The organism is Microbacterium foliorum (genome assembly GCF_003367705.1).
Classification (GTDB): domain Bacteria; phylum Actinomycetota; class Actinomycetes; order Actinomycetales; family Microbacteriaceae; genus Microbacterium; species Microbacterium foliorum.
Window position 1 is genome coordinate 339,269 of sequence record NZ_CP031425.1, and the last position, 23,837, is coordinate 363,105.

Annotated in this window: 22 protein-coding genes; 14 read left to right on the plus strand and 8 right to left on the minus strand. The window is 70.3% G+C overall.

The annotated features are described in order from the left end of the window. Positions 1-129: 129 nt before the first annotated feature. From DXT68_RS01620 to DXT68_RS01635, 4 genes are read right to left on the minus strand one after another with little or no spacing between them, the layout of a single operon-like run. Positions 130-954: a galactosyltransferase-related protein gene (locus tag DXT68_RS01620; protein ID WP_045254449.1), complete on the minus strand. Its 825-nt coding sequence runs from the start codon at positions 952-954 to the stop codon at positions 130-132. After that, the gene (locus DXT68_RS01625; protein WP_045254448.1) at positions 951-1,964 is read right to left on the minus strand and encodes a hypothetical protein; all 1,014 of its coding nucleotides are present in this window, start codon (positions 1,962-1,964) and stop codon (positions 951-953) included. Before DXT68_RS01625 ends, DXT68_RS01620 begins: the two co-directional genes overlap by 4 nt. Then, on the minus strand, positions 1,961-3,136 hold the full coding sequence (locus DXT68_RS01630) for a glycosyltransferase (RefSeq protein ID WP_052677746.1): 1,176 nt from the start codon (positions 3,134-3,136) through the stop codon (positions 1,961-1,963). The genes DXT68_RS01625 and DXT68_RS01630 overlap by 4 nt, the downstream gene beginning before the upstream one ends. After that, positions 3,133-4,317 (minus strand): glycosyltransferase, encoded by a 1,185-nt coding sequence (locus DXT68_RS01635; RefSeq protein ID WP_082068946.1) that lies wholly within the window; start codon positions 4,315-4,317, stop codon positions 3,133-3,135. The genes DXT68_RS01630 and DXT68_RS01635 overlap by 4 nt, the downstream gene beginning before the upstream one ends. Between DXT68_RS01635 and DXT68_RS01640 the strand changes: the two genes are divergently transcribed. Genes DXT68_RS01640 through DXT68_RS01650 form a run of 3 tightly spaced genes read left to right on the plus strand, consistent with a single transcriptional unit; the run spans position 4,317 to position 7,527 of the window. Beyond that, positions 4,317-5,246: a WcbI family polysaccharide biosynthesis putative acetyltransferase gene (locus DXT68_RS01640; RefSeq protein ID WP_045254447.1), complete on the plus strand. Its 930-nt coding sequence runs from the start codon at positions 4,317-4,319 to the stop codon at positions 5,244-5,246. The genes DXT68_RS01635 and DXT68_RS01640 overlap by 1 nt on opposite strands. After that, positions 5,243-6,217, plus strand: coding sequence for a hypothetical protein (locus DXT68_RS01645; protein WP_052677744.1), 975 nt, complete (start codon positions 5,243-5,245; stop codon positions 6,215-6,217). The genes DXT68_RS01640 and DXT68_RS01645 overlap by 4 nt, the downstream gene beginning before the upstream one ends. Next, entirely contained in the window at positions 6,214-7,527 is a 1,314-nt protein-coding gene (locus tag DXT68_RS01650; protein ID WP_045254446.1) for a glycosyltransferase family 2 protein, read from the plus strand. Before DXT68_RS01645 ends, DXT68_RS01650 begins: the two co-directional genes overlap by 4 nt. On the opposite strand, the gene DXT68_RS01655 is transcribed toward DXT68_RS01650, so the two are convergent. The 3 genes from DXT68_RS01655 to DXT68_RS01665 all read right to left on the minus strand — a co-directional run bounded on the left by DXT68_RS01655 (position 7,524) and on the right by DXT68_RS01665 (position 11,731). Next, complete coding sequence (locus DXT68_RS01655; protein ID WP_045254445.1) at positions 7,524-10,187, minus strand: DEAD/DEAH box helicase; 2,664 nt, start codon at positions 10,185-10,187, stop codon at positions 7,524-7,526. The two genes, DXT68_RS01650 and DXT68_RS01655, sit on opposite strands and share 4 nt — an antisense overlap. 127 nt (positions 10,188-10,314) lie before the next feature. Beyond that, a complete protein-coding gene (deoD, locus tag DXT68_RS01660) occupies positions 10,315-11,028 on the minus strand; it encodes a purine-nucleoside phosphorylase (protein WP_045254444.1) in 714 nt (237 codons plus the stop codon). 34 nt (positions 11,029-11,062) lie between these two features. Then, positions 11,063-11,731: a DNA alkylation repair protein gene (locus DXT68_RS01665; RefSeq protein ID WP_045254443.1), complete on the minus strand. Its 669-nt coding sequence runs from the start codon at positions 11,729-11,731 to the stop codon at positions 11,063-11,065. A 124-nt stretch (positions 11,732-11,855) separates the two neighbouring features. Between DXT68_RS01665 and DXT68_RS01670 the strand changes: the two genes are divergently transcribed. Next, on the plus strand, positions 11,856-12,053 hold the full coding sequence (locus DXT68_RS01670; RefSeq protein ID WP_045254442.1) for a hypothetical protein: 198 nt from the start codon (positions 11,856-11,858) through the stop codon (positions 12,051-12,053). A gap of 125 nt (positions 12,054-12,178) precedes the next feature. On the opposite strand, the gene DXT68_RS01675 is transcribed toward DXT68_RS01670, so the two are convergent. Continuing rightward, positions 12,179-13,213 (minus strand): FUSC family protein, encoded by a 1,035-nt coding sequence (locus DXT68_RS01675; protein ID WP_045254441.1) that lies wholly within the window; start codon positions 13,211-13,213, stop codon positions 12,179-12,181. A gap of 119 nt (positions 13,214-13,332) precedes the next feature. Here DXT68_RS01675 and DXT68_RS01680 point away from each other — a divergent pair, with 119 nt between their 5' ends. From DXT68_RS01680 to DXT68_RS01725, 10 genes are all read left to right on the plus strand, one after another. Next, positions 13,333-13,788 (plus strand): SRPBCC family protein, encoded by a 456-nt coding sequence (locus DXT68_RS01680; protein WP_045254440.1) that lies wholly within the window; start codon positions 13,333-13,335, stop codon positions 13,786-13,788. A 156-nt stretch (positions 13,789-13,944) separates the two neighbouring features. Further along, the gene (locus DXT68_RS01685; protein ID WP_045254439.1) at positions 13,945-14,232 is read left to right on the plus strand and encodes a hypothetical protein; all 288 of its coding nucleotides are present in this window, start codon (positions 13,945-13,947) and stop codon (positions 14,230-14,232) included. Between the two features lie 68 nt (positions 14,233-14,300). Next, positions 14,301-17,198 (plus strand): helix-turn-helix transcriptional regulator, encoded by a 2,898-nt coding sequence (locus DXT68_RS01690; protein WP_156149301.1) that lies wholly within the window; start codon positions 14,301-14,303, stop codon positions 17,196-17,198. Positions 17,199-17,276: 78 nt separating this feature from the next. Beyond that, a complete protein-coding gene (locus DXT68_RS01695; protein ID WP_042538190.1) occupies positions 17,277-17,480 on the plus strand; it encodes a cold-shock protein in 204 nt (67 codons plus the stop codon). A gap of 945 nt (positions 17,481-18,425) precedes the next feature. Continuing rightward, a complete protein-coding gene (locus tag DXT68_RS01700) occupies positions 18,426-19,457 on the plus strand; it encodes an iron-siderophore ABC transporter substrate-binding protein (protein ID WP_045254501.1) in 1,032 nt (343 codons plus the stop codon). A gap of 53 nt (positions 19,458-19,510) precedes the next feature. Continuing rightward, entirely contained in the window at positions 19,511-20,533 is a 1,023-nt protein-coding gene (locus tag DXT68_RS01705) for a FecCD family ABC transporter permease (protein WP_045254500.1), read from the plus strand. Positions 20,534-20,559: 26 nt separating this feature from the next. After that, positions 20,560-21,612: a FecCD family ABC transporter permease gene (locus DXT68_RS01710; protein WP_045254499.1), complete on the plus strand. Its 1,053-nt coding sequence runs from the start codon at positions 20,560-20,562 to the stop codon at positions 21,610-21,612. Further along, the gene (locus DXT68_RS01715) at positions 21,609-22,409 is read left to right on the plus strand and encodes an ABC transporter ATP-binding protein (protein WP_045254437.1); all 801 of its coding nucleotides are present in this window, start codon (positions 21,609-21,611) and stop codon (positions 22,407-22,409) included. The genes DXT68_RS01710 and DXT68_RS01715 overlap by 4 nt, the downstream gene beginning before the upstream one ends. Beyond that, positions 22,399-23,355: a siderophore-interacting protein gene (locus DXT68_RS01720; RefSeq protein WP_045254436.1), complete on the plus strand. Its 957-nt coding sequence runs from the start codon at positions 22,399-22,401 to the stop codon at positions 23,353-23,355. The genes DXT68_RS01715 and DXT68_RS01720 overlap by 11 nt, the downstream gene beginning before the upstream one ends. Before the next feature lie 31 nt (positions 23,356-23,386). After that, positions 23,387-23,830 carry a hypothetical protein gene (locus DXT68_RS01725; protein WP_045254435.1) on the plus strand — a complete coding sequence of 148 codons (444 nt, stop codon included), beginning with the start codon at positions 23,387-23,389 and terminating at the stop codon, positions 23,828-23,830. Positions 23,831-23,837 lie beyond the last annotated feature (7 nt).

Genomic DNA, 23,837 nt, shown 5'->3' on the forward strand with positions numbered 1-23,837 from the left:
GCCGGCCGCCGCGCCGGCGACCCTGCGGAACCCCGCCCGCCGATGAGCCCCGCCCGCCGATGAGCCCCGCCCGCCGATGAACCCAGCCCGCCGATGAACATCGCCCGCCGATGAGGTCGGGGCTCTCCGTCAGGCTGTCGTGCGGCGGTAGCCGCCCTCATGCGGTTCGACGGCTCCGGCCCGCACGAACTCGTCGATCCAGCCGCCCATCGGCCACTCGCCCCAGCGGTCGGCGAACAGCGCGCCGTTGCGGAGGATGTCGTCGAGATGGCGCCACGGCGGGGCGCCGGCCGGGTGCCACTGGTGATACGCATGCGCGCCGCCGACCCAGTGCAGCGGGATGCCGAGCGATCGCGCTCGACGGCCGAGATCCGTGTCCTCCGCGCCGTAGCCCTGGTAGCGCTCGTCGAACCCGCCCAGACGTCGCCATGTCGTGGGCGTGAGGGCGAACGACAGCGACCAGAAGAGGTCGTACTCCGCGGCGGACGCCGTCTCGATGACTCCGTCGGCGGGACTCGGGCGCACCGGATGCGGCCGCGTGGCCGAGGCGAGATCGTCGGGGGATGACGGGCGCTGGACGCTCTCGAGGTACGTCACCGGTCCGCAGAGCAGCCCGTCGGGGTGGGTGCGCGAGGCCTCCACGTAGTGCTCGAGCAGGCTCGGCCCGGGAAGGCAGTCCACGTCGAGGAAGACGAGCAGGTCGACGCCCTCCGCCAGCGCCCTCTCGGCGGCCGCATTGCGTGCGGCGCCGACGCGCATGCCGTCGGATCCCGGAGGCACGTGGACGTGCAGGGCACCGTCGAAGGCGGCCGGTTCGGAGAGATCGAGCCACGCCTCCACCCGGACGATCTCGAGTTGCGGTGTCGTCGCCTCGCGTAGGAACCGGCGCTGGCGGTGCAGGTGCGCGAGACGGTTCTCGGATGCCGGGGTGATCACGCCGATCCGTGTGGTCATGACGCCGCCTCCTCGATCGCGGCGGCGGCCCGCGCGGCCGCGCCCGTCACACCCCACCCGCTCCAGTCGGGGGTCGATGCGGCGGCCCGCTCGATGAGATCCACGACCTGCGCGGGCGACGAGTCCGCCCATCCCGTGCACGCGTAGCTCTGCTCGTGCAGCACGCGGCCGGTGTGCTCCTGCTCTCCGAACGGGCGGTCCTGGGCGAGTACGACCGCGCGCGCTCCCGCGGCCGCGAGGTCGGCCACGCCGTTCTGACCGGCGGCGCTCACGACCACCGTCGCCCGACACAGCAGCGGCCACACGTCGTCGACGCGGTCGTCGTCGCCGGCGCCGGCCGTCTCGACGATCCAACCGCGCGCGCTCAGCCGAGCGATGGTCTCTGCCAGCCGTGCGGGATCGAGCGTGCGGCTGAGGAAGAGCACGCGCCGAGCATCGCCGTCGTGGTCGCCCGCACGGTCGCGACCGTCGTATCGGGAGATCGCGCCGACGCGGCGCACCTGCTCGTCACGATCGACGAGCTCCCGTGCGTCGATCGTGCCGTCGGCCCAGGGAGCCACGATCCGGTCGGCGAGGTCGTAGCCGAGCCGATGCGGAGGATCGGTACGGTCGCCCGGCTGTGCGAAGACGACCGTGGGCACTCCGAGGAGCCGGACGAAGGCGGTGACCTCGACGCTGACGTCGACGACGAACGCCGACACCGGGGTGCGCGCGATCCACTCGGCGATGGTCGCCAGGCGCTGCTGATGACCGGGGTGGGCGATCGGCGCCCAGTGCAGCGCACCACCTGCGGTGACATCTCCGAGCTCGTGCGCCTCGCGGCGCACCCCGTCGGACGCGGTCACCGGCCCGGAATCCGAGGGCAGCTGCACCCACGCTGTACGCTCGTCGAGGGTGCCGGGGCGCGGCAGGCTCGAGAAGACCGTCACGTCGTCGAGGAGATGAGGGCGGATGGCCTGCATCCGTGTGACATGTCCCCATCCGTGGTGATGCACGTACCAGCCGATCATGCGCCGACCGCCCCGACCGTCTCGTCGGCGCCGACCGTCTCGCCGGCCCTGATCGGATCTCCCGCGCGTGCCGCACCCTGCGCGGCCATCGAGAGCACGCGTTCGATCTCGCGGTGCCGTCTCGCGACCGAGTGGCGGGCCGCCGCCCCCGCGCGCACGTGGTCACGGGTCGTGGCGGACTCCGAGCCGCGCGAGAGCACGGTGGCCGCCCGCGCGAGGGCGTCCACGTCGCCGGCGGGCACGACCGTGCATCCGGGGAGTCCCGCCAGGACCTCACTCGCACCGCCCGAATCGAAGGCGACGACGGGAGTGCCGGTCATCAGGGCCTCGGCCATCACGAGCCCGAACGGTTCGGACCACACGGGCGTCACCAGTGCGACCGACGATGCGCCGACCAGGTCGCAGAGCTCGGGCTGTCGCAGTGCACCCAGGTACTCGATGCCGTCGCCGAGGCGGGGCTGCACCTCGCGCGCGAAGTACTCGGGGTCGCCGATGCGTCCGGCGATCCGCAGTCGTGCGCCGGCGCGGCGGGCGGCCTCGATCGCGAGATGCGGGGCCTTCTCGGGGACGATGCGTCCGAACCAGACCCAGCCGTCGCCGCCCGCGCCCCGACGCCAGTGGCTGCTGTCGACGCCGTTGGGGAATACGAACGCGTCGACGCCCTCTGCCGACCACGCGCGTGCCGTGTACTGGCTCACCGCGAGGAATCGGTGCGGTGCCGAGCCCGGTAGCGAGCGAGCGGCCTTCACCATCTCGGGGAGGGGCGGCGTGTGCAGGGTCGTCACGACCGGGACACCCGAATCGCGGCTCCAGAGGATCGGATCGCTGTGCAGGCTGTGGTTGTCGACGACGTCGACGCGTCGGCGGGGCTCGGCGAGCCGTCGTCGCACGCGCGCGAACGCATCCGTCATCCGCCGGCGGTGTCCGACCGGGTTGTCGGAGTCCGAGACGTCGCCCGCCCGCTCCCACCGCGGGCTCGGCAGCAGGAAGTCGGCCGTGCCGCCCAGGAAGTCCGACCCCTCGGCCGCACACAGCTCGACGTCGTGGCCTCGGCGGCGCAGCCAGCGCACCCGGTTCCAGACGACGGCCTCCAGTCCGCCCGCGTGCGGCTGGCGGAGCGGATGCCGCTCCGGCGCGACGACCAGCACGCGGAGACGCTGCACCGCGCTCATGCCGAGACCTCGGCCATCACGCTCGAGTAGAGGCGGGCATGGGCGTCGCGCACGGCCTGTCGTTCCGCGAGGCGCTCCGAGCGCCGCCGCGCGAGCCGGCCGTCGTCCGGGAACACGGCCGCTGTCGCGCGGGCGAACGCCACCGCGTCGGCGAGCGTGCGGGGGTCGTCGAGATCGATGACCGAGAACTCCGACGGATGCTGCGAGCGGATGTGCCCGACATCCGTCCCCGCCACAGGGACCCCCAGGTCGTAGCAGAGCTCGACCCATCCCGAGTGGGTGCCATGTCGGTAGGGGAGCACGAACAGGTCGAGGCCGCTCAGCCACTGCTCGACGTCGGCATCGCTGAGATACGGGGTGCGCCGCACCTGCACCGCCGCGCTGTCCTGCGCGGCCGCGGTCACCCGCGCGGCGACCTCGTCATCGCGGACCCGCTCGTTCATCAGCACCTCGAACTGCGCACGGTTCTCGAATCCGTCGAGCAGCCGCGCCGCGTCGACCACCGCCCGGACGGCCCGCTCGGCGTCGATGTTCGGACGCAGATCGCGCAGGTGCATGCCGACGCGGATGCCGTCGGCGGTGCGCTGCGCCGGCGAGACGGTGCCGTCGGTGAGTGTCGGGTGCGGCACCACCAGGCTCGGGCGATGCCAGCGTCGATCGATCTCGGCCGCCGCCGTGCCTGTGAGCGTCACGAGTCGGTCGGCCGCGGGGATGATCACGTCGAGCAGTTCGCGATACGGCTCCTGGTCGACGAGCTGCGGGTTGTCGAGGTCGTGGACCGTGAAGATCACGGGGCGGCCGGCCAGACGGGCGGCGTCGAGGCCGGCGCGCACCTCGGCGGGCGAGAAGGACTCGAGCCCGAAGTGCACGTGCAGCACGTCATACTCACGCTCATGCGCGGCGAGCCACCCGGGGGTCATCGCGACCGGCGGCCACCACTGCCCGGCGGGCGCTCCCGGCACCGGGGGGTCAGGGAGGACGCGGACGAGCTGCGGATCGGCGATCGCGTGGATGTAGGGGTGCGCGGCAGGGATGGAGGCGACGCGGATGGGGGAGGTGATTGTACCGATGGAGGTCTTCCTTGCAGGGCTGGGCGCTCTGAATGCACGAGTCGACGGGGGCGGAGGCGCCGGAATGCAATGGGGTGAGGCAGAAAAGGGGGGAGGTATACGTTCGAACAATGAACCCTGCTCCCCCCGACGTCACGACCATTGCGCCCTCCGGGTCGGCGGTGCTAGGGCGCCGGATGCACTACGGGGAGTTCTACGGCCTGCGTCCTCTGCCCGAGAGTTTCGGGGTGGTGCTCGGCAACTGCCAGGCGGAATCGCTGCGACTCGTGATGGACGCCCCCGAGCGGCGCTTCGTGCGGGTGCCGCCGGTGCACGAGATGACGGCCGAAGACGCCGGGCGCCTGCACAGGCTGGTCGCGTCCGCCCACACCGTCGTGACCCAGCCGGTGCGCGACGACTACCACGACCTGCCGCTCGGCACCCGGCAGGTGGCCGCCGCGACCGCCGCCCGCGTGCTGACGGTGCCGCCGGTGCGCTTCGCCGGACTGCACCCGTTCCAGGCCGCGATCCGCGTCCCCGGTGTCGAGCAGGAGCCGCCCCTCGTCGCGTATCACGACATCCGCACGCTCGCGGCAGTCGCCGGCATCCCCGTCGCGGTGTCCCTGCCCCCGGCGTCCGTCCGGCAGATCGGCCGTGCGTCGGTCGACGTGCTGCGCACGCGCGAGCTCACCGCCGACGTGCGTGTCGCCGACCTGTACGACGCCGTGACGGCCGACCACGCGCGCACCGTCAACCATCCGGGCAACGCGATCTGGCTGCCCCTCGGGGCCCGGGTCCTCGAGGCGCTGGGGGTCGACGGGGGCCCGGTGGATCCGGGGCGTCCCCTGCTCGACGCGGTGCGCGCGCCGCTCGCCCCCGAGGTGGTCGAAGCCTGGTCGCTGCCCGATGAGCCGCGAGCGGAATGGGTCGTCGAGGGCGAGGTGCTCGACGACGCGGAGGTGCGTGACGCCCACGAGGCCTGGTACGCCGCCAATCCCGCGTTCGTCGCCGCCGCGGTCGAACGTCTGGCTCCGCTCATCGCCGTCTGGCGCGAGGCGTGAGCGGCGCGCCGCTGCTGCTCGTCCATCCGGGGGATCACGGCGTCGCCGTGTACGCCAGGGACCTCGCGACGGCGGTCATCGAGCAGAGCGACGAGATCCGGACCATCGACCCCTCGGCGCTCGCGCGCCTGCCCGAGGGGACCGCCGTGCACGCGCACTTCACCGATCGTCTGTGGGGCGATTCGCCCGAGGAGGCATCGCGCACTTTCGAGGGCCTCGCCCGCAGGCTCCGGGTCAGCGTCACCCTGCACGACCTGCCGCAGGAATCGGATGGCGAGCGGAATCGGCCCCGCAGACGCGAGGCCTACGCCCTCGTCGCGGCGGCCGCGACAGGCGTGGTGGTGAACAGCGCGCATGAGCGCGCGCTGCTGCGGGAGGAGGGGGTGTGGACGGGGGCGGCGACGGCGATCCCGCTGCCCGTCGAACTGCAGGCGGATGCCGTCGAGCCGGCGTCCGACGGGTCGCTGGGCGTGCTCGGCTACTTCTACCCCGGCAAGGGACACGACGAGGCAGCCCGGGCTGCCGCCACCGCCGGGATGACGAGGATGACGGTGCTCGGACGCGCATCCGACGGGCACGCGGCCGACCTCGATGCGTTCGTGCGACGGGCGGCGGATCTCGGCGTCGAGGTCGAGGTGACCGGCTGGCTCGACGACCGCGAGATCGCCCGACGTGGTCGCGCGGTGGCGGTGCCCGTCATCGCGCATCGGCACGTCTCCGCATCGGGCTCGCTCGCCTCCTGGATCGGATGGGGACGGCGGCCGATCGCCGTGCGCAACCGGTACATCGACGAGATGGCGATGCTGCGTCCGGGCACGCTCTCGACCGTCGATGAGACCGGTCTCGCGGAGGCCGTGCGCCGGGCCGTCGGGCTGCCCCGCACCACCTGGCACGGACTCGCACGGCTTGCGCTGTCGCGAGCGGACGTCGCGGACGCCTACCTGCGCTTCTGGGCGCCGGGGCGGCGATGACGCAGCGACGGGTCGTCGGCAATCGGTGGGATGCCGAAGACGGCCGCCACCCCGACCCCCTGCCGCTCGTCTCGGTGATCGTGTCGCACTTCGATCAGTCCGAGGAACTCGCCAGGACCCTGCACGCGCTCGCCGCCCAGGACTACCCTCGCCATCTGCTCGAGGTCGTCGTGGCGGACGACGGGTCGCCCGGCGCCGTCGATGTGCCCGAGGGCGTGATCCTGGTGCGTCAGGAGGACCGGGGGTTCCGGCTCGCCGCAGTGCGCAATCTCGGGGTTCGGGCCAGCAGCGGCGAGGTGCTGTGCTTCGTGGACGCCGACACCGCTCCCGAACCCGGGTACGTCCGCGCGCTGTCTCGGCTCCCCGCGCTGCTCCCCGAGGCGGTGACCGTGGGGCGGCGTCGCCATGCCGACTTCTCCGGCCTGCCCGTCGATGCCCCGGTGGTCGAGGCGGCGCGAGGGCGCGAACTGGCCGAGCCCGCCTGGCTGGCGGAGGAGTATGCGAGGAGCCGCGATCTGCTCGACGCCGACGACCGGTCGTACCGGTTCATGATCGGCGCCGTGATCGGCTGCTCGCGACGCCTGTTCGACGAGGTCGGGGGCTTCGACGAGTCATTCACCTCATATGGGGGAGAGGACTGGGAGTGGGCGCACCGCATGTGGCAGGCGGGAGCGGTGTTCGCTCACGTTCCTGACGCGGTGGCGTGGCACGACGGCCCGGAGTGGGCGGATCGCGACGGGTCGGGGGTGGACCGGGCCAACGCCCAGACGCTGCGCCTGCAGGCGACGATCCCGGTGCAGGGGTCGGCGCCGCGCGCACTGTGGTCCGGCGACCCGGACCTCGTCGTCCGCGTGCACGGCGACCATTCCGCCGCCGCGCTGTTCATTGCGGCGGACTCGCTGGTGGGCGCCCTGCCGCGCGCCCGGCTCGTTCTCGACGCGGTGCCCGAGGTGCTGGAGGGGGACCCTCGCATCGTCGTCGCGAGCGCAGACGACACGAGCGCCGCCGTCGACGCTCGCGTCACCTGGCTGCTGGAACGTCCGGTGATCGTGCTCGATCCCGCGTGGATCGCCGACGTGGTGCGCCGTCTCGGCACGGGAGATGTCGGGTCGGTCGAGCTCAAGGCTCACGACGGCTCGTCGCTGGGCGTGCTGAGGTCACGCCGTGCGGCGCGTCGCTCCGCACGCTGGGGCGACGAGCACGGGTTCGAGACGGTCCGGATGTCGGCGGTCGGCGTGCACGCTCTGCGAGCGGATCCGCGCCTCGAGGCCTGGGTCGGCGGCTGGGGCGGCCTCGAGTCCTTCTGCTAGAGGCGGTCGACGCCCGTCACCGTCACGACCGCCACGCCCTGCTCGTCGGATTCGGCGAGGTCGACGGTGGCAGAGATGCCCCAGTCGTGGTCGCCCGCCGGGTCGTCGAGGATCTGCCGGACGCTCCACTCGGTCGCGCCCGCCGTCAGCAGCAGCAGCTGCGAGCTGCGGGCGTTCGCTCCGGTGAGGATCTCGTCGTGATCGGCGAAGTAGCCGTCGAGCGCGTCGGACCAGGCGGCGGCGCCGAAGGACGGATCGAGCTCGGCGAGAGCATCCACGTCTTCGCGCGCGGCGAGCTGCACCCGGCGGAACAGCTCATTGCGCACCAGGGTGCGGAAGGCGCGCACGTTCGTGGTGAGCCTCTTGGGCGCCGGCGGGACGATGGGCTCGTCATGACCGTCCGGCCCCTGAGCGAGCGCACCGTCCGGCCCCTGAGCGAGCGCACCGTCCGGCCCCTGAGCGAGCGCACCGCCTGGCCCCTGAGCGAGCGCACCGCCCGGCCCCTGAGCGAGCGCACCGTCCGGCCCCTGAGCGAGCGGAGCGAGACGAAGGGTCTCCCACTCGTCGAGCAGGCTCGAGTCGACCTGGCGGACGAGTTCGCCGAGCCACTCGATGAGGTCGCGCAGGTCCTCGTCCTTCGCCTCTTCGGGGATCGTCTGCGACGCGGCGCGGTAGGCGTCGGAGAGGTAGCGCAGCACCACGCCCTCCGAACGGGCGATCTTGTAGAACGCGACATACTCCCCGAACGACATGGCTCGCTCGTACATGTCGCGCACCACGGATTTCGGATGCAGCTCGAAATCGCGGATCCACGGCTGCGCCGCGCTGAACGTCTCGAACGCCGCGCTCAGCAGCTCGTCGAGCGGTTTCGGATACGTGACCTCTTCGAGCAGTTCCATGCGCTCGTCGTACTCGATGCCCTCGCGCTTCATCGCGGCGACGGCCTCTCCGCGCGCCTGGAACTCCTGCTGGCTGAGGATCGCGCGGGGGTCGTCGAGCGTCGACTCCACGATCGAGATCATGTCGAGGGTGTACGACCCGGTGCCGGCGCCCGTCGTCCCCTCGCCGGTTCCTGAGCCTGCCGACGGGTCGAGCAGGTCGAACGCCGCGAGAGCGAACGGCGACAGTGGCTGGTTCAGGGCGAAGTTGGGCTGCAGGTCGACCGTGAGGCGGATCTCGCCGGCATCCGTCTGCTCGACGACGCCCGACTCGATCAGGGTCCGGTAGATGCCGATCGCACGGATGGCCAGCTCGCGCTGGCGCGCGCGGGGCTCGTGGTTCTCGTAGACGAGGGCCCGCACGTTGCCGAAGACGTCGCCACCGCGCCCGATCACGTTGAGCAGCATGGCGCTGGTGATCTGCATGTGCGAGGTGAGGGTCTCGGGCTCGGCATCGATCAGCTTGCGGAACGACGGCTCGCCCCACGAGACGAAGCCGTCAGGCGCCTTCTTGCGCACGATCTTGCGCTTCTTCTTCGGGTCGTCGCCGGCCTTCTTGACCGCGGCCACGTTCTCGGACTCGTGCTCGGGCGCCTGCGCGACGACGGTGCCGGCGGTGTCGAAGCCCGCGCGTCCGGCCCGACCGGCGATCTGGTGGAACTCCCGGGCGCTGAGCTGCCGCATCCGCGTGCCGTCGAACTTGGTCAGGGCGGTGAGCAGCACCGTGCGGATCGGTACATTGATGCCGACGCCGAGCGTGTCGGTGCCGCAGATCACGCGCAGCAGACCACGCTGCGCGAGTTGCTCGACCAGGCGGCGGTACTTCGGCAGCATGCCCGCATGGTGCACGCCGATGCCCGCGCGGAGGAACCGTGACAGTGTCTTGCCGAACGCGGTCGTGAAGCGGAATCCGCCGATCAGCGCCGCGATCTCGTCGCGTTGCTCCCGCGTGGCGACCTTGATGCTCGACAGCGCCTGCGCACGCTCCATCGCCGCGGCCTGCGAGAAGTGCACGATGTAGATCGGCGCCTGGCCGGTGCCGAGCAGGTCGTCGATCGTCTCGTGGATCGGCGTCGTCTCGTAGAAGTAGTGCAGCGGGACCGGGCGCTCGACGCCGGTGACCGATGCCGTCTCGCGGCCCGTCCTGCGGGTGAGGTCGCTCGAGAGCTGAGACACATCGCCGAGCGTCGCCGACATCAGGATGAACTGCGCCTGCGGAAGCTCGAGCAGCGGCACCTGCCAGGCCCACCCGCGGTCGGGGTCGGCGTAGAAGTGGAACTCGTCCATGACGACCTGATGCACCGCGGCATCCGTGCCGTGACGCAGGGCGAGGTTGGCGAGGATCTCGGCCGTGCAGCAGATGATCGGGGCATCGGGGTTCACCGAGGAGTCGCCCGTGATCATGCCGACGTTCGTGGCGCCGAACACGTCGACCAGGGCGAAGAACTTCTCGCTGACCAGGGCCTTGATCGGCGCCGTGTAGTACGAGCGGCGACCCTCGACGAGGGCGGCGTAGTGTGCGCCGACCGCCACCAGCGACTTGCCGGTGCCGGTGGGGGTGGAGAGGATCAGGTTGTGGCCCGAGACGATCTCGATGACGGCCTCATCCTGCGCCGGGTAGAGGGTGATCCCGGTCGACTCCGCCCATTCGACGAACGCCGTGTAGACGGCATCCGCGTCGGATCCGTCGGTGAGTGTGGTCGGGTCGAGGATCGCAGGCATGGTCTGTCGATCATCCCATCTCCGGCACGCACGACACTCGTTCCGTATTCAGCACGGAACCGAGAGATGCGCCGAGATGACGCGGATTCGAGCGATCAGCGAGATCTCATGCTGAATCGCGAACGGCTCACACCGAGGTCGCGGCGCGCAGCGCGATCCTGATCATGTCGCCGAAGGTCTGCTCCCTCTCTTGCGCGGTGGTCTGCTCGCCGGTGACGATGTGGTCGGAGACCGTGCAGATCGCGAGCGCCCGACGGCCGTGGAACGCGGCGAGGGTGTACAGGCCGGCCGCCTCCATCTCGACGCCCAGTGCGCCGTGCTGCACGAACGGCTCCGTGAGCTCGGGGCGGGTGCTGTAGAACTGGTCGCTCGAGAAGAGCAGCCCCACGTGCACGGCGGAGTCCGAGGGCTCGGCCTCGCTCGCCTCGACCGCGGCGCGCAGCAGGCCGAAGTCCGCGACGGGGGCGTAGTCGAGCCCGTGGAAGCGCACGCGGTTGATGCCCGAGTCCGTGCACGCGCCGTTCGCGATGACGATGTCGCGCACCTTCAGCTTCTCGGTCAGGGCGCCGCACGAGCCGACGCGGACGATGGTCTGCACGTCGTACTCCTCGAAGAGCTCGCTCGCGTAGATCGCCATCGACGGCTGGCCCATGCCCGAGCCCTGCACTGAGATGCGGTGTCCCTCCCAGGTGCCGGTGAACCCCAGCATCCCGCGGGTCTCGGAATAGAGCTCGGCGTCGTCGAGGAAGTTCTCGGCGATCCACTTCGCGCGCAGCGGGTCACCGGGGAACAGGACGATGGGGGCGATCTGGCCGGGCTGTGCGGCGATGTGCGTGCTCATGCACTCAGCGTACGAGGCCGATCGATGAGGATGCTCAGCCCTCGCGTCGCCGCACGATCTCGCCGATCCATGCGGGAGCGAAGGGCGAGGTGCAGCCGGGTGCCGTCGGATAGTCGGCGAGCACCTGCAGGCGCTCGCCGATCTCGAGAGCCCTGGCGCGCAGCCCGGGGTGGAAGATGCCGATGTTCGCGAGAGTCTCGTTCATCGACCACTGGAGTCGCCGGGGAGCGTCCTTCAGATCACGCTCGATCAGATCGAGCAGGTGGTCGAGGTCGAGGCCCTCGGGATCCTTCGCCACCCGTACCGTCGTCAGCGACCAGGCCGCTGCGGCGACCGTCGGGTCGGCATCGTCGAACCAGCGGAGTCGCAGCTCTTCGGCGAGCGGCGACTTCTTCGCGACGTAGTTCACGAACCAGTCGTTGACCTTCGGCGGGCGGGTCTCGCGCAGCATCGCGTCGAGTTCGTCGGCCGTGAACCGCTTCGGCGTGCAGACGAGCAGGGCGAGCAGCCGGGGACCGGTCTCGCCCGTCGCCCACAGCTCCGTCGCGAGCGGATGATCGGTCTTGATGCGCTTGGCCAGCGTGCGCAGTCGGCTGAGATTCATGCCGTGGTCATCGCCGCGCTTCTCGTTCGCCGCGCGCATCTTCGGATCCTCGAGCGTGGCCAGCTCGGCCAGTGCTTCGGCGACGGTCGTCTCTGACATGCGACCAGGATAGGCCCGGAGTCGCTTGTCAAGGCCCGGGCTCGGGGAGCCGCATGGCCGTACTCTCGCCTGCACACACCGAACACCGAACACCGAACACCGAACACCGACGAGAGGAACGCCCGTGAACCGCGACACCGACGACATCCGCACCGACCGCACCGACATCAGCAGCGAGCCGTCGCCCGGCGCGGAGGAGAACGACAACCTCGGCACCGAGGACAACAAGGGCGAGCCGCCCACGGTCGTCCCGTCCGGTTCTGCCTCGGATGACTCGGATGACGATGCCGACGTGCTCGCCGACGAGCCGGACGCCGACTGACCGAGAGTTTCCCGTTCACGACTCAGCATGAATCCCGCAGCGACCCCCGGAATGGCGGCGGAGCTGCCTGCGGCGTAGTTCTGTGCTGAGTTGTGAACGAGTCCCCGCGCTCCCGCGCGCCGCGCTCACTCCTCTTCGACGAGTTCGCCGCGGATGCGGCGGAGGTCCTCCATGAGGGAGCCGATGAGGATCCAGTGCATCGACGACGGCGGGCGGATCACGAGCGGCGCCGTGAGCGCGGGGATCGCCGAGGTCAGCGCCTCGGGCTCGGGGGAGACATCGGCGATCTGCACCGCGAGCCGCACATCGTGACCCGCCCGTCGCAACTGCTCGGCGATGGCCGCGACCGCCGGCTCCTGTCCGATCGAGTCGTCGTAGTGGTCGAAGTAGGCCCGGGTCATGCCGATCGTCTGGGTGACGATCGGTGAGAGACGTTCGAGCAGCGTGCGCATCTCGACGAGTTCCTCGCGGTGGGTCGAGCGCCGCGGATTCAGGGTGAGGGATTCTTCGCCGGCCGCGATCGAGGCCTCCGCAGAGTCCTTCATCGGACGCAGCAGCCGGGCCTCGAGCATGAGCTCCTGCAGCTTCGCCGGGGTCTGCGGCTCGGGAAGGGCGTCGGCGAGCCGGTCGAGGCTCGCGGCCAATTCGCTGCCGAGCAGGCCCAGATCTCGGCGGGCGGGCGCGACGAGCACGGGCGGCACGATCAGGGCGTTCACGACGATGCCGATGACCACGCCGATGAGGGTCTCCAGGATGCGGGCGATCGCGTAGTCGGGGGTCGAGCCCAGGGCGAGCACGAGCATCGCGGAGATCGCGACCTGGTTGCCGGTGCCCGGGGTCGCCCTCAGCGCCCAGGCGACGAGCATGGCCACGACGATGGCGAGCAGCACGATCCAGCTGGGCGACCCGAGCAGCAGCCCCAGCGCGACGGCGATCAGCACCCCGACGATGACGCCGATGCTGCGCTCCAGCGCCTTCGACAGCGACTGGTTCACGCTCGGCTGCACGACCAGCAGGGCGGCGATCGCGGCGAACACCGGGAGCTGGCCCGGCGCGACCCAGCCTGCGAGCATCCACGCGGCGATCGTGGCCGCGGCGGATTTCACCACCTGCAGCAGGGGTGAGCGCTTCGAGGCGCGGATCGCGGCGTGGATGCGCATGCCGTCAACGCTACTCGGCGACCGCCTCTTTTCCGGCGCTCTGTCAACCCCTTCGCCTTTCACGGTGCGTTCGCGCTGAATGGAAGAACACGAACGACGACTCAGCAGAGGAGCATCCCATGGTGCAGATCATCGAGACCACCGACGTCCACGTTCCGGTCGACATCGCGTACAACCAGTGGACCCAGTTCGAGAGCTTCCCGGAGTTCCTCGACGAGGTCGAATCCATCACGCAGATCGACGACACCCACAACCACTGGGTCGTGAAGGTCGGCGGGGCGACGCGCGAGTTCGACGCGGAGATCACCGAGCAGCACCCCGACGAGCGCGTCGCGTGGAACAGCGTCGGCGGCGACACCGAGCATGCGGGCGTCGTGACGTTCCACAAGCTCGAGGAGCTCACGACCCGCGTGACCGTGCAGATCGACTGGGAGCCGGAGGGGCTGCTCGAGAAGGTCGGCTCGCTGGTGGGCGCGGGCTCGCACGCGGTGAAGAAGGATCTGCAGAACTTCAAGGAGTTCATCGAGAAGCGCGGAGCCGAGACCGGCGCCTGGCGCGGCGACGTCGAGGCCTGAGCGACACAACCCGAGGCCCGGGCGGAGATCTCGCATCTCCGTCCGGGCCTCGTTCTGTGCGGATCGGGCGTCGTGCTCGCGAAGATAGGGCATTCTCCCGATGCCGGACGGGTACCTCAGAGCGGAGTGTGGAGACATCCCGATAGAGGAGATGTCATGTACGAGCACCCCTACCTCGCCTACGCCGTCACAGAGTCGCAGCAGGCCGAGATCCAGCAGGCCGCCGATCGCCGCCGCTTTCTCATCGAGCACGCCGACCAGATCGTCCCCCGGGCGGCCGGGCCGCTCCGTCGGCTCGGACAGCGGATGCTGAGGGTCGCCCGCTCCGCTCGCGGCACGTCGACCGGCCGCGTGAGCTCGGGGTCCCGCACCCCGGACGCCGCCGGTCACAACCCGATCGACCGTCCGTCGGCCGCCGGCTGCGAGCCGGCACCCGCGCGGTGAGCCGCGCGTCCTCGTCGACCGATGGCAGAACCGGGCACGAGGTCGGAGGGGAATGGCACGATGAATCCGTGCCCCCTTCCGTTCCGAGCTCAGCGATGGTCGGCCGCGACGCCGAGCTGGCGACGATGCGCGGGAATTTCGAGCGCGTTCTGGAGGGTGCTCCGACGGCGTTGCTCGTCGAGGGCGAGGCCGGCATCGGCAAGTCCCGACTGCTGCGCGAGTTCTCCGCAGCGGTGCACGGACGCGCCGATGTGCACGTCGGCTGGTGCCTCGACCTCGGAGTATCCCGCACGCCGTTCGGACCGGTCACCGGCATCCTCCGCTCGATCGTCGCGAAGATGGGCGCCGAGAGCGTGCGCGAGGGGCTCGGCGCCGGAGCGGAGGCACTGGGCATGCTCCTGCCGGACCTCACTCCCGCCGAGCGCTCGCAGACGAGCCCCGATCGCCTGCGTGACGCGATCGCCTCGCTCATCGAGGCGGCGGCCGAGCGCGCACCGCAGGTCCTGGTCGTCGAAGATCTGCACTGGGCCGACGAATCCACGCTCGCACTCCTCTCGTTCCTGCTGCGGGCGCTCACCCGCGCGCGCATCCTCCTCGTCATCACCTGTCGCAGCGACGACGTCCGCCGCGGTGATGCGGTGAGTCGGTTCATCGGGGAGTCCACGCGTGCGCGGCTTCTCGAACGGATCTCGCTCGACCGGCTCCACCCGTCGGCTGTCAGGCAGCTCGCCGAGGGGATCGTCGGGGCGCCGCTGTCCGATGCCGCGCTCGATCGCATCCACCAGCGTGCCGAAGGGGTGCCGTTCTTCGTCGAGGAGATCGCCGGATGCTCCACCGGTCCGATTCCCGGAAGCCTGCGCGACCTGCTGCTCGCGCGGTTCGACCGGCTCGGTGATGATGCGAAGCGGGTCGTGCAGGTCGCGTCGGGTGCCGAGCGGCCGCTCCCGCATCCGCTCGTGATGCGGCTCGCCGGGCTCCCTGAGGCCCGGTTCGACGATGCCATGCGCGAGGCCACGCGCAGCGGCATCCTCGTGGTGGTCGACGACGACTACCGCTTCCGCCACGCGCTGTTGCGCGAGGCCGTGCACGACGACCTTCTTCCTGGCGAGCGTGCGAGGTTGCACAGGTCGTACGCCGAGACGCTCGAGGAGCGCGGTCAGGGGGCCGAGGAAGCGGATGCCGCGGCACTCGCGTACCACTGGCAGCTCGCGCAGGACGATCGCCGAGCGCTCGCCGCCGCCGTCGTCGCGATGCTCGACGCCAAGTCGCGGTTCGCGTTCGCCAGCGCCGCGCGCTTCGGTGAACTCGCCCTCGATCTCTGGGTTCGAGTGCCCGACGCCGAGGATGTCATCGATCTCGATCGGTTCGAGCTGCTGCGCACCCTCGCCTCGGTGCTGCGCAACGCCGGTGATGGGGAGCGGGCGCTCGCGGTGGTCGACGCCGCGCTCGCCGAGGTCGATCCTGCTCTGATCGATGCGGGGATGCACGCGCGCCTCCTGCGTGACCGGGCCTACTATCTGATGAACCTCGGGCGCGCGGGGTCGATCGGGCTGCTGCAGCAGTCTCTCGGCATCCTCGACGGCGCGGTCGATGACGACCGCCTGCGTGCGTCGATCCTCAACCAGCTCGCGAGCCGTCTCATGATCACGGGGAGGCTCGAGGAGGCGATCGAGCTCGCCACGGAGGCGGGGGAGCGGGCGGTGCGCGCGGGATCCGACGACGAGGCGTCGATCGCCGCGAACGTGCGCGGAGGTGCGCGTGCCCACCTCGGCGACCTCGAGGCCGGGCACCGCGAGTACGCGCTGGCGCTTCGGCTCGCTCGCGGGACCAACGCGGAGATGCGCTATCGCGTCAACTACTCCGATCTGCTCGGCCTTCTGGGACGCTACCGTGATGCGGTGCACGTCGCCGAAGACGGGCTGGCTCCGGCACGGGCGTTCGGCGTGGAGCGCACGACCGGTGCGCTGATGACCCAGAACATGGCAGTGCCGCTGCTCGAACTCGGCGAGGTCGAGCGCGTCGAGGGCATGCTGGCTCGGGAGCTCTCCCAGCGGACGCTCCGGATCTCGCACATGTATTCCACGATGACGCGCGTGCGGGTGCTGTCGTGGCGCGGTCGATACGACGACGCGGCCGATCTGCTGCGTGAGTGGCTGCCGTCGTTCGAGGAGACCGGTCGCGTGGAACGCCAGATCTGGTACGACGGCGTGATGATGCGCGTCGCGGTCGCGGAGGCTCGTGCCGATCATGCCGACGCGCTCGCGGAGATCAGGGCCATGCTCGCCGACGAGGGACCGGTCTTCCTCCACCAGCGCCGACTCATGCTCGAGGCCGCGTGGCTGATCGCCGAGCGTCGGGCGGCCGGAGACGACGTGCGCGATGCTGCGGAGCAGGTGCGGGCAGCCTGGCTCGCGCAGTCGCCGCAGCTTCTCGGTGACCGATGGGGGATCATCCTCGAATCACTGCTCTCGCCGTCGATCCCGGCCCTGCATGAGGCGGTCGACCTCGCCGACGGCGACGACGTGCCGGTGACCTTCCGCATCATCACGCGGCTCGAGCTCGGTCGTCTGCTCGTGGACACGGGTGCGCGCGCCGAGGCCGCTGCGGTGATGGCGCAGGCACGGGATGAGGCGGAGCGTCTCGGACATGTGCCCCTGGCGCGGGTCGTCGGGGAGTTCTCCGCGGCGGCCGGGCTCGCGGTGGGGCTCGCGACGGCATCCGGGTACAGGCGGTCCGATGACCCGCTCGATACGCTCACCGCCAGGGAACTGCAGGTGCTGGAGCTCATCGCCGAGGGTCTCAGCAACCGCCAGATCGGCGACAGGCTCTTCATCAGCGCGAAGACCGTCAGCGTCCATGTGTCGGCCGTGCTGCGCAAACTCGAGGTCGGAACGCGCACCGAGGCTGCTGTCGTGCAACAGAAGCGGCGGTTAAGGGCAGATGGCCAGGGAGCCGTGATACGTTGAGCATGCGCGTATGTCGGACGTTCCGGCACGGCGCGGGTCGCGTAAGCGGCCGTTTTGAAAACAGAAAGTAGAAAACACATGGCCACTGGCACTGTGAAATGGTTCAACGCAGAAAAGGGCTTCGGCTTCATCGCTCCCGATGACGGCACGGACGACCTTTTCGCCCACTACTCGGCAATCACCGGCTCCGGTTTCAAGGAGCTTCGTGAGAACCAGAAGGTCGAATTCGACGCTGAGCGTGGCCCCAAGGGCATGCAGGCGGCGAACATCCGCGCTCTCTGAGCGCGCATAGGCTTCCTGAAACCGGTCGGATCCTCACGGATCCGGCCGGTTTTTCTATGCCCCGGGGTGTTGGTGTGGTGCGGGGTCAGTTCGGCATCCGGATGCTGTGCGGGGTCAATTCGGCATCCGGATCCTGTGCGGGGTCCGTTCGGCATCCGGATCCTGTGCGGGGTCAGTTCGGCATCCGATTCGGCTATGCGGGATGCGCAACTGGCCCCGCTCGATCCCGCGGTGCGTGATTGACCCCGCCCAACCCGCACAGCAGCGCGGTGTGCGGCTGGCCCGCTCGACTCCGGCTCGCCAGCGCAGTGCAGTGCGGTGCAGTGCGGTGCAGTCCGGCGCGGTGCGGTGTGCGGGGTCAATTCGGCATCCGGATGCTGGGCGGGGTCAGTTCGGCATCCGATTCGGCTGTGCGGGATGCGCAACTGGCCCCGCTCGATCCCGCGGTGCGCAATTGGCCCCGCCCAACCCGCACAGCAGCGCGGTGCGCAATCGATCCCGTTCGACTCCGCTCGCCGCTCGCCGATGGGGTGCGCAGCTGACCCCGATCGATCCCGCTCGACTCCGGTCGCGGTGCGGGGTCAGTTCAGCATCCGGATGCTGGGCGGGGTCAGTTCCGCATCCGATTTGCCCGTTCGAGGTGCGCAACTGGCCCCGCTCAGCGGCGCAGTGCGCAACTGGCCCCGCTCGACTCAGCTCACCGGCGCACAGCAGCGCGATGCGCAATCGACCCCGCTCACCCCGCTCGCCCGCTCGACCAGCTCGCCCCCCTACCGCGCGCCGCTGAAACCGCGGCGAGCGGGGCCCGGCGCGGACGCGAAGGAGGAGAGCGACCACGGAATACCGAGATGAGGGTTGCCTAACAATCTGTTAGATTAGGCGAGGCTTACCAAAGCCCGGCGCACTCGCGCCGCACACCCCCACGCCAACCCGAAGGGCATGCCTGTGCGCACCTCTCGTCTCCTCGCCGCCGGTGTCGCCGCGGCACTCGCCATCGGCCTCACCGCCTGCGCGACCTCCTCGAACGACAACGCGTCGGACTCGGCGGGCGGCAACCCCGCCGACGACAGCGCGTTCCCCGTGACGATCGAGCACGTGTACGGCGAGACCACGATCGAGTCGAAGCCCGAGCGCGTCGCGACGGTCGCCTGGGCGAACCACGAGGTTCCGCTGGCCCTCGGCATCGTGCCGGTCGGGATGAGCAAGGCGACCTGGGGCGATGACGACGACAACGGCATCCTCCCCTGGGTCGAGGACAAGCTCGACGAGCTCGGCGCCGACGAGCCGGTGCTGTTCGACGAGTCCGACGGCATCGACTACGAGGCCGTGGCCGACACGAACCCCGACGTCATCCTCGCGGCATACTCCGGACTGACGCAGGAGGAGTACGACACCCTCTCGAAGATCGCCCCGGTCGTCGCCTACCCCGAGGTCGCCTGGGGCACTCCGGTCGACGAGATGATCGAGATGAACTCGAAGGCTCTCGGACTCGAAGAGCAGGGTGACGCTCTGATCGAGGAGCTGCACGCCGACGCCGCGAAGGCGCTCGAGGAGAACTCCGCACTCAAGGGCAAGAAGGTGCTGTTCGCCTACTTCGAGCCGGGCGACCTCAGCCAGGTCGGCTACTACACCGCCGTCGACACGCGCCCCGGCTACCTGCACGACGACCTCGGTCTGCCGCTGCCGAAGCTCGTCGAGGACAACGAGGACAGCGAAGAGTTCTCGCTTCTGGTCAGCGCCGAAGAGGCCGACAAGTTCGACGACGTGGACGTCTTCGTCACGTATGGTGACGACTCGACGCTCGCGATGCTGCAGGGCGACCTGCTGCTGTCGAAGATCCCGGCCGTCGCCGCCGGCAACGTCGTCATCCTCCCGAACTCGACTCCGCTCGCCGCATCGGCGAACCCGTCGCCGCTGTCGATCCAATGGGGTCTGTCGGACTACCTCGCCCTGCTGGCGTCGCCGTTCACGAAGTGACCTTCGGCGTCACCTTCTCGCACTGAATCCCCGTGACCGCTGTCACCCTCCCCATGCCGGGCACCGCACACCTGCGGCGCCCGGCGTGGGCGCGCTCGCTCTGGCTGCTCGTCGGAGTGGGCGTCGTGCTCGTGCTCTGCGTCCTGTCGATCTGCTTCGGCGTGCGCGCGGTGAGCATCGACGACGTCTTCGCCGCGCTCGCAGGTCAGGATGACACGCTCGCCCAGGCCGCGATCATCAAGCGCCTCCCGCGCACCCTGCTCGCGATCCTCGTCGGCGCGGCCCTCGCACTGTCGGGCGCGACCATGCAGGCGGTCACCCGCAACCCCATCGCCGACCCCGGCATCCTCGGCGTCTCGAACGGCGCCTCGCTGGCCGTCGTGATCGGACTCGCCTTCCTCGGCCTCACTGACGCATACAGCCAGATGGCATTGGCGATCGTCGGCGCGGCCCTCGCCGCCGTGTTCGTCTACACAGTCGGGTCGCTCGGCAGAGGCGGTGCCACCCCCCTCAAGCTCGCCCTCGCGGGCGCGGCGACCTCTGCCGCCTTCGCCTCGCTCATCAGCGCGGTCATGCTGCCCCGCGTCGACCTGCTGCAGTCGTTCCAGTCCTGGCAGATCGGCGGAGTCGGCGGCGCGGAATGGCCGCGCATCGCGATCACCGCTCCCGTGCTCGCGCTCGGGGCGCTGATCTGCTTCCTCAGCGCACGCGGCATGAACTCCCTCGCGCTCGGCGACGACATGGCGAAGGGGCTCGGCGAGCACGTGTTCCGCACGCGGCTGATGTCGGCCGTCGGCGCGGTGATCCTCGCCGGAGCCGCCACCGCGATCGCCGGTCCGATCGGATTCGTCGGCCTCGTGATCCCGCACGTGTGCCGGATGCTGATCGGCACCGACCACCGCTGGCTGCTGCCATTCTCGGCCGTCGCCGGAGCCGCGCTCCTGCTCGCGAGCGACGTCGTCGGCCGCGTGATCTCCCCCTCGTCGGAGGAGATCCAGGTCGGCATCATCACCGCGATCATCGGCGCCCCGTTCTTCATCTGGATCGTCCGCCGCCAGAAGGTGCGTGAACTGTGAGCACCATCGACCGCCCCGCCTCCCCGATGACCCCGGGTGCCGACCGCGCGCGCACGCAGGTCGACGCGATCATCGCCGGGCGTCGATCCCGCCATCGTCGTCACTCCGTCGCCACGATCGTGCTCGGCGTTCTGCTGGTCGCGCTCTTCACGACAGCGCTGATGATCGGCAACACCTTCTATCCGCTCGATGCGGTGATCCGCGTCATCCTCGGCGACACCGTGCCCGGCGCATCGTTCACGGTCGGCGAGCTGCGGCTGCCCCGGGCGATCCTCGGCATCCTCGCCGGCTTCGCGTTCGGCATCGCGGGTGTGTCGTTCCAGACCCTGCTGCGCAATCCGCTCGCCTCCCCCGACATCATCGGCATCTCGAACGGCGCGGGTGCCGCGGCCGTCGTCGGCATCGTCGTGCTGTCGCTCGACGGGCCCCTCGTCTCGCTGTTCGCCCTCGCCGGCGCGATCGTGACCGCGGGGGTCATCTACCTGCTGTCGATCAAGAACGGCTTCGCCGGCACCCGCCTGATCCTCATCGGGATCGGCGTCGCCGCGATGCTGCAGAGCGTGATCTCGTACGTGCTGTCGCGGGCGGCGAGCTGGGACATCCAAACCGCCATGCAGTGGCTCACCGGCAGCCTGAACAACGCCTCCTGGGAACGAGTGATGCCGCTGGCCATCGCGTCTCTCGTGATCGTGCCGCTCATGCTGCTGCAGGGGCGCGCGCTCGGCGCGATGCAGCTGGGCGACGACTCGGCCTCCGGGCTCGGCGTGCGGGTCAACACCACGCGCCTGCTCTACATCCTCGGGGCGGTCGCCCTGCTGGCCTTCGCCACCGCGGCGACCGGTCCCATCGCGTTCGTCGCCTTCATGGCCGGACCCATCGCCGCCCGCATCACCGGTCCCGGTGCGAACCTGCTGGTGCCCAGTGCGTTCATCGGCGCGGTGCTGGTGCTGGGCGGCGACCTGCTGGGGCAGTTCGCGTTCGGCGACCGCTACCCGGTCGGCGTCATCACCGGCGTGCTCGGCGCCCCCTATCTGATCTATCTGCTCATCCGCACCAACCGCTCGGGAGGTTCCCTGTGACCGAGGCGCACACACTGACGGCGGAGTCCGTCACCCTCGCCTACGGCGACCGCACGATCATCGACGGGCTCGACCTCGCGATCGCTCCGGGCAAGATCACGACGATCGTCGGAGCGAACGGATGCGGCAAGTCGACGCTGCTGCGTGCGCTCGCCCGACTTCTGTCGCCCACGGCCGGGCAGATCGTGCTCGACGGCACGTCCGTGCACACGCGTCCGACCAAGGAGGTCGCACGCATCCTCGGGCTCCTGCCGCAGTCGCCGGTCGCCCCCGAGGGGATCGCCGTCGCCGACCTGGTCGGTCGCGGTCGGCACCCGCACCAGAAGATGCTGGCCCGCTGGAGCGCGCACGACTACGAGGTCGTGGCGGATGCCCTGGCCGCGACCGGCACGACGGATCTCGCCGACCGCAGTGTCGATGAGCTCTCGGGTGGTCAGCGCCAGCGCGTCTGGATCGCGATGGCGCTCGCGCAGGAGACCGACATCCTGCTCCTCGACGAGCCGACCACGTTCCTCGACGTCGCGCACCAGGTCGAGGTGCTCGACCTGCTCACCGACCTGAGCGTCTCGCGCGGCACCACCATCGTCATGGTGCTGCACGACCTCAACCTGGCCGCGCGCTATTCCGACGAGCTCGTCGCGATGAAGGAGGGCAGGGTGCACGCCACCGGCGCTCCGCAGGACGTCGTGACGGCCCAGCTCGTCGAAGAGGTCTTCGACCTCGCCAATCAGATCACCACGGACCCGGTCTCCGGGAAGCCGATGGTCACACCTATCGGGAGGCATCATGTCCGCTGAGACCACCACCGAACGTCCCACCTACGTGCTGGCGCGTGCCGAGGTGCGCGGCGTCGCCCGGGTCTCACCGAACTTCGTGCGCGTGACCTTCGGAGGCGACGACCTGTTCGAGTTCGCCACCCCGGGCGACGTCTTCGACTCCCGGATCAAGCTGGTCTTCCCGCCGGCATCCGGCATCCTGCCCGATCTCGACCGTGACACGGACGACTGGTGGGGATCCTTCCTCGCGGTTCCCGAGGGCGAGCGCGGATCCATGCGCACCTACTCGGTGCGCGAGCTGCGCGTGACCGACGCGGGCACCGAGGTCGATGTCGACTTCGTGCTGCACCTCGCTCCCGGGCTCACCGGACCCGCGTCGCTGTGGGCCAGTGCGGCCGAGGTGGGCCAGGAGCTGTTCCTCGTCGGGCCGCGTCGAGGCGTGGCCGCGGCAGCTCACGGCGGAGCCGAGTACGAGCCGGGCTCGGCCTCCTCGGTCGTGCTCGTGGGTGACGAGACCGCCGCTCCGGCGATCGCCCGAATCCTCGAAGACGCCCCGAGCGACCTGCGCGGCTGCGCGTTCATCGAGGTTCCCTCGCCCGCCGATGTCTTGCGCATCGACGCCCCCGTCGGTGTCGAGGTGCGCTGGCTGCCGCGCGACATCGGCGAACCCCACGGCGTGCGTCTGATCCCCGCCGTGCTCGGCTACCTCGGAGACGCGGATGCCGCCGACGAGATCGACGTGAAGGACATCGAGTCCGAAGACCTGCTCTGGGAGACGCCCGACTACTCGGGGCTCGGCGAGGACATCGCCGCGACGGATGCTCCCGCGGAGCGCTACTTCTGGATCGCCGGCGAGAGCGGCGTCGTCACGACGCTGCGCCGCCACCTGGTCAAGGACCTCGGCATCGACCGCGGGCAGGTGGCCTTCATGGGCTACTGGCGCCGCGGCGTCGCCATGCGCGGCTGAGGCCTCCGGGAACCCTGCTAGAAACGAGTGCATGAACGACTATCCCGTCACACACGAACTCGGTCGCATCGACGTCGTCACGCTCGTCGACACCCCCGCGCTCAGCCGCGACATCGACCTCGAGGTCGACGCGGTGCAGGAGGCGTGGCCCGCGTTCGAGGGAGCTTTCGATTCGCTTCAAGGGCGCAGGATGATGGGCCTCGTCTACGGAGGCAACGCCGTGTACCGCCTGGCATCCGTGCGGCTCGACAGAGACCGCGAGAATGCGCTGGGCCTCGACGAGGCGACGATTCCCGGCGGCGACTACCTCCGTCTGCGACTGCGCGGTGAGGCCCCCGAAGTCTACGGACAGATCTCGGATGCGTTCGACGTGCTGTTCGCTTTCGCGAACCACGACGCCGAGAGGCCTCACATCGAGTCCTACAGACGTGAAGGTGAGGTCGACTGTCTCGTGCCGATCACGTCGCAGCGCTGACGCTGGG

What these genes read in the sequence shown, in the direction of transcription:
- deoD (WP_045254444.1), bottom strand. Translation starts at nt 11,028, where the DNA reads ATGAGCACGCACATCGCCGCACAGCCCGGCCAGATCGCCCCCATCGTC.
- DXT68_RS01630 (WP_052677746.1), bottom strand. Translation starts at nt 3,136, where the DNA reads ATGAGCGCGGTGCAGCGTCTCCGCGTGCTGGTCGTCGCGCCGGAGCGG.
- DXT68_RS01705 (WP_045254500.1), top strand. Translation starts at nt 19,511, where the DNA reads ATGCCGGGCACCGCACACCTGCGGCGCCCGGCGTGGGCGCGCTCGCTC.
- DXT68_RS01655 (WP_045254445.1), bottom strand. Translation starts at nt 10,187, where the DNA reads ATGCCTGCGATCCTCGACCCGACCACACTCACCGACGGATCCGACGCG.
- DXT68_RS01675 (WP_045254441.1), bottom strand. Translation starts at nt 13,213, where the DNA reads ATGCGCATCCACGCCGCGATCCGCGCCTCGAAGCGCTCACCCCTGCTG.
- DXT68_RS01620 (WP_045254449.1), bottom strand. Translation starts at nt 954, where the DNA reads ATGACCACACGGATCGGCGTGATCACCCCGGCATCCGAGAACCGTCTC.
- DXT68_RS01720 (WP_045254436.1), top strand. Translation starts at nt 22,399, where the DNA reads ATGTCCGCTGAGACCACCACCGAACGTCCCACCTACGTGCTGGCGCGT.
- DXT68_RS01650 (WP_045254446.1), top strand. Translation starts at nt 6,214, where the DNA reads ATGACGCAGCGACGGGTCGTCGGCAATCGGTGGGATGCCGAAGACGGC.
- DXT68_RS01710 (WP_045254499.1), top strand. Translation starts at nt 20,560, where the DNA reads ATGACCCCGGGTGCCGACCGCGCGCGCACGCAGGTCGACGCGATCATC.
- DXT68_RS01725 (WP_045254435.1), top strand. Translation starts at nt 23,387, where the DNA reads ATGAACGACTATCCCGTCACACACGAACTCGGTCGCATCGACGTCGTC.
- DXT68_RS01685 (WP_045254439.1), top strand. Translation starts at nt 13,945, where the DNA reads ATGTACGAGCACCCCTACCTCGCCTACGCCGTCACAGAGTCGCAGCAG.
- DXT68_RS01665 (WP_045254443.1), bottom strand. Translation starts at nt 11,731, where the DNA reads ATGTCAGAGACGACCGTCGCCGAAGCACTGGCCGAGCTGGCCACGCTC.
- DXT68_RS01640 (WP_045254447.1), top strand. Translation starts at nt 4,317, where the DNA reads ATGAACCCTGCTCCCCCCGACGTCACGACCATTGCGCCCTCCGGGTCG.
- DXT68_RS01625 (WP_045254448.1), bottom strand. Translation starts at nt 1,964, where the DNA reads ATGATCGGCTGGTACGTGCATCACCACGGATGGGGACATGTCACACGG.
- DXT68_RS01680 (WP_045254440.1), top strand. Translation starts at nt 13,333, where the DNA reads ATGGTGCAGATCATCGAGACCACCGACGTCCACGTTCCGGTCGACATC.
- DXT68_RS01695 (WP_042538190.1), top strand. Translation starts at nt 17,277, where the DNA reads ATGGCCACTGGCACTGTGAAATGGTTCAACGCAGAAAAGGGCTTCGGC.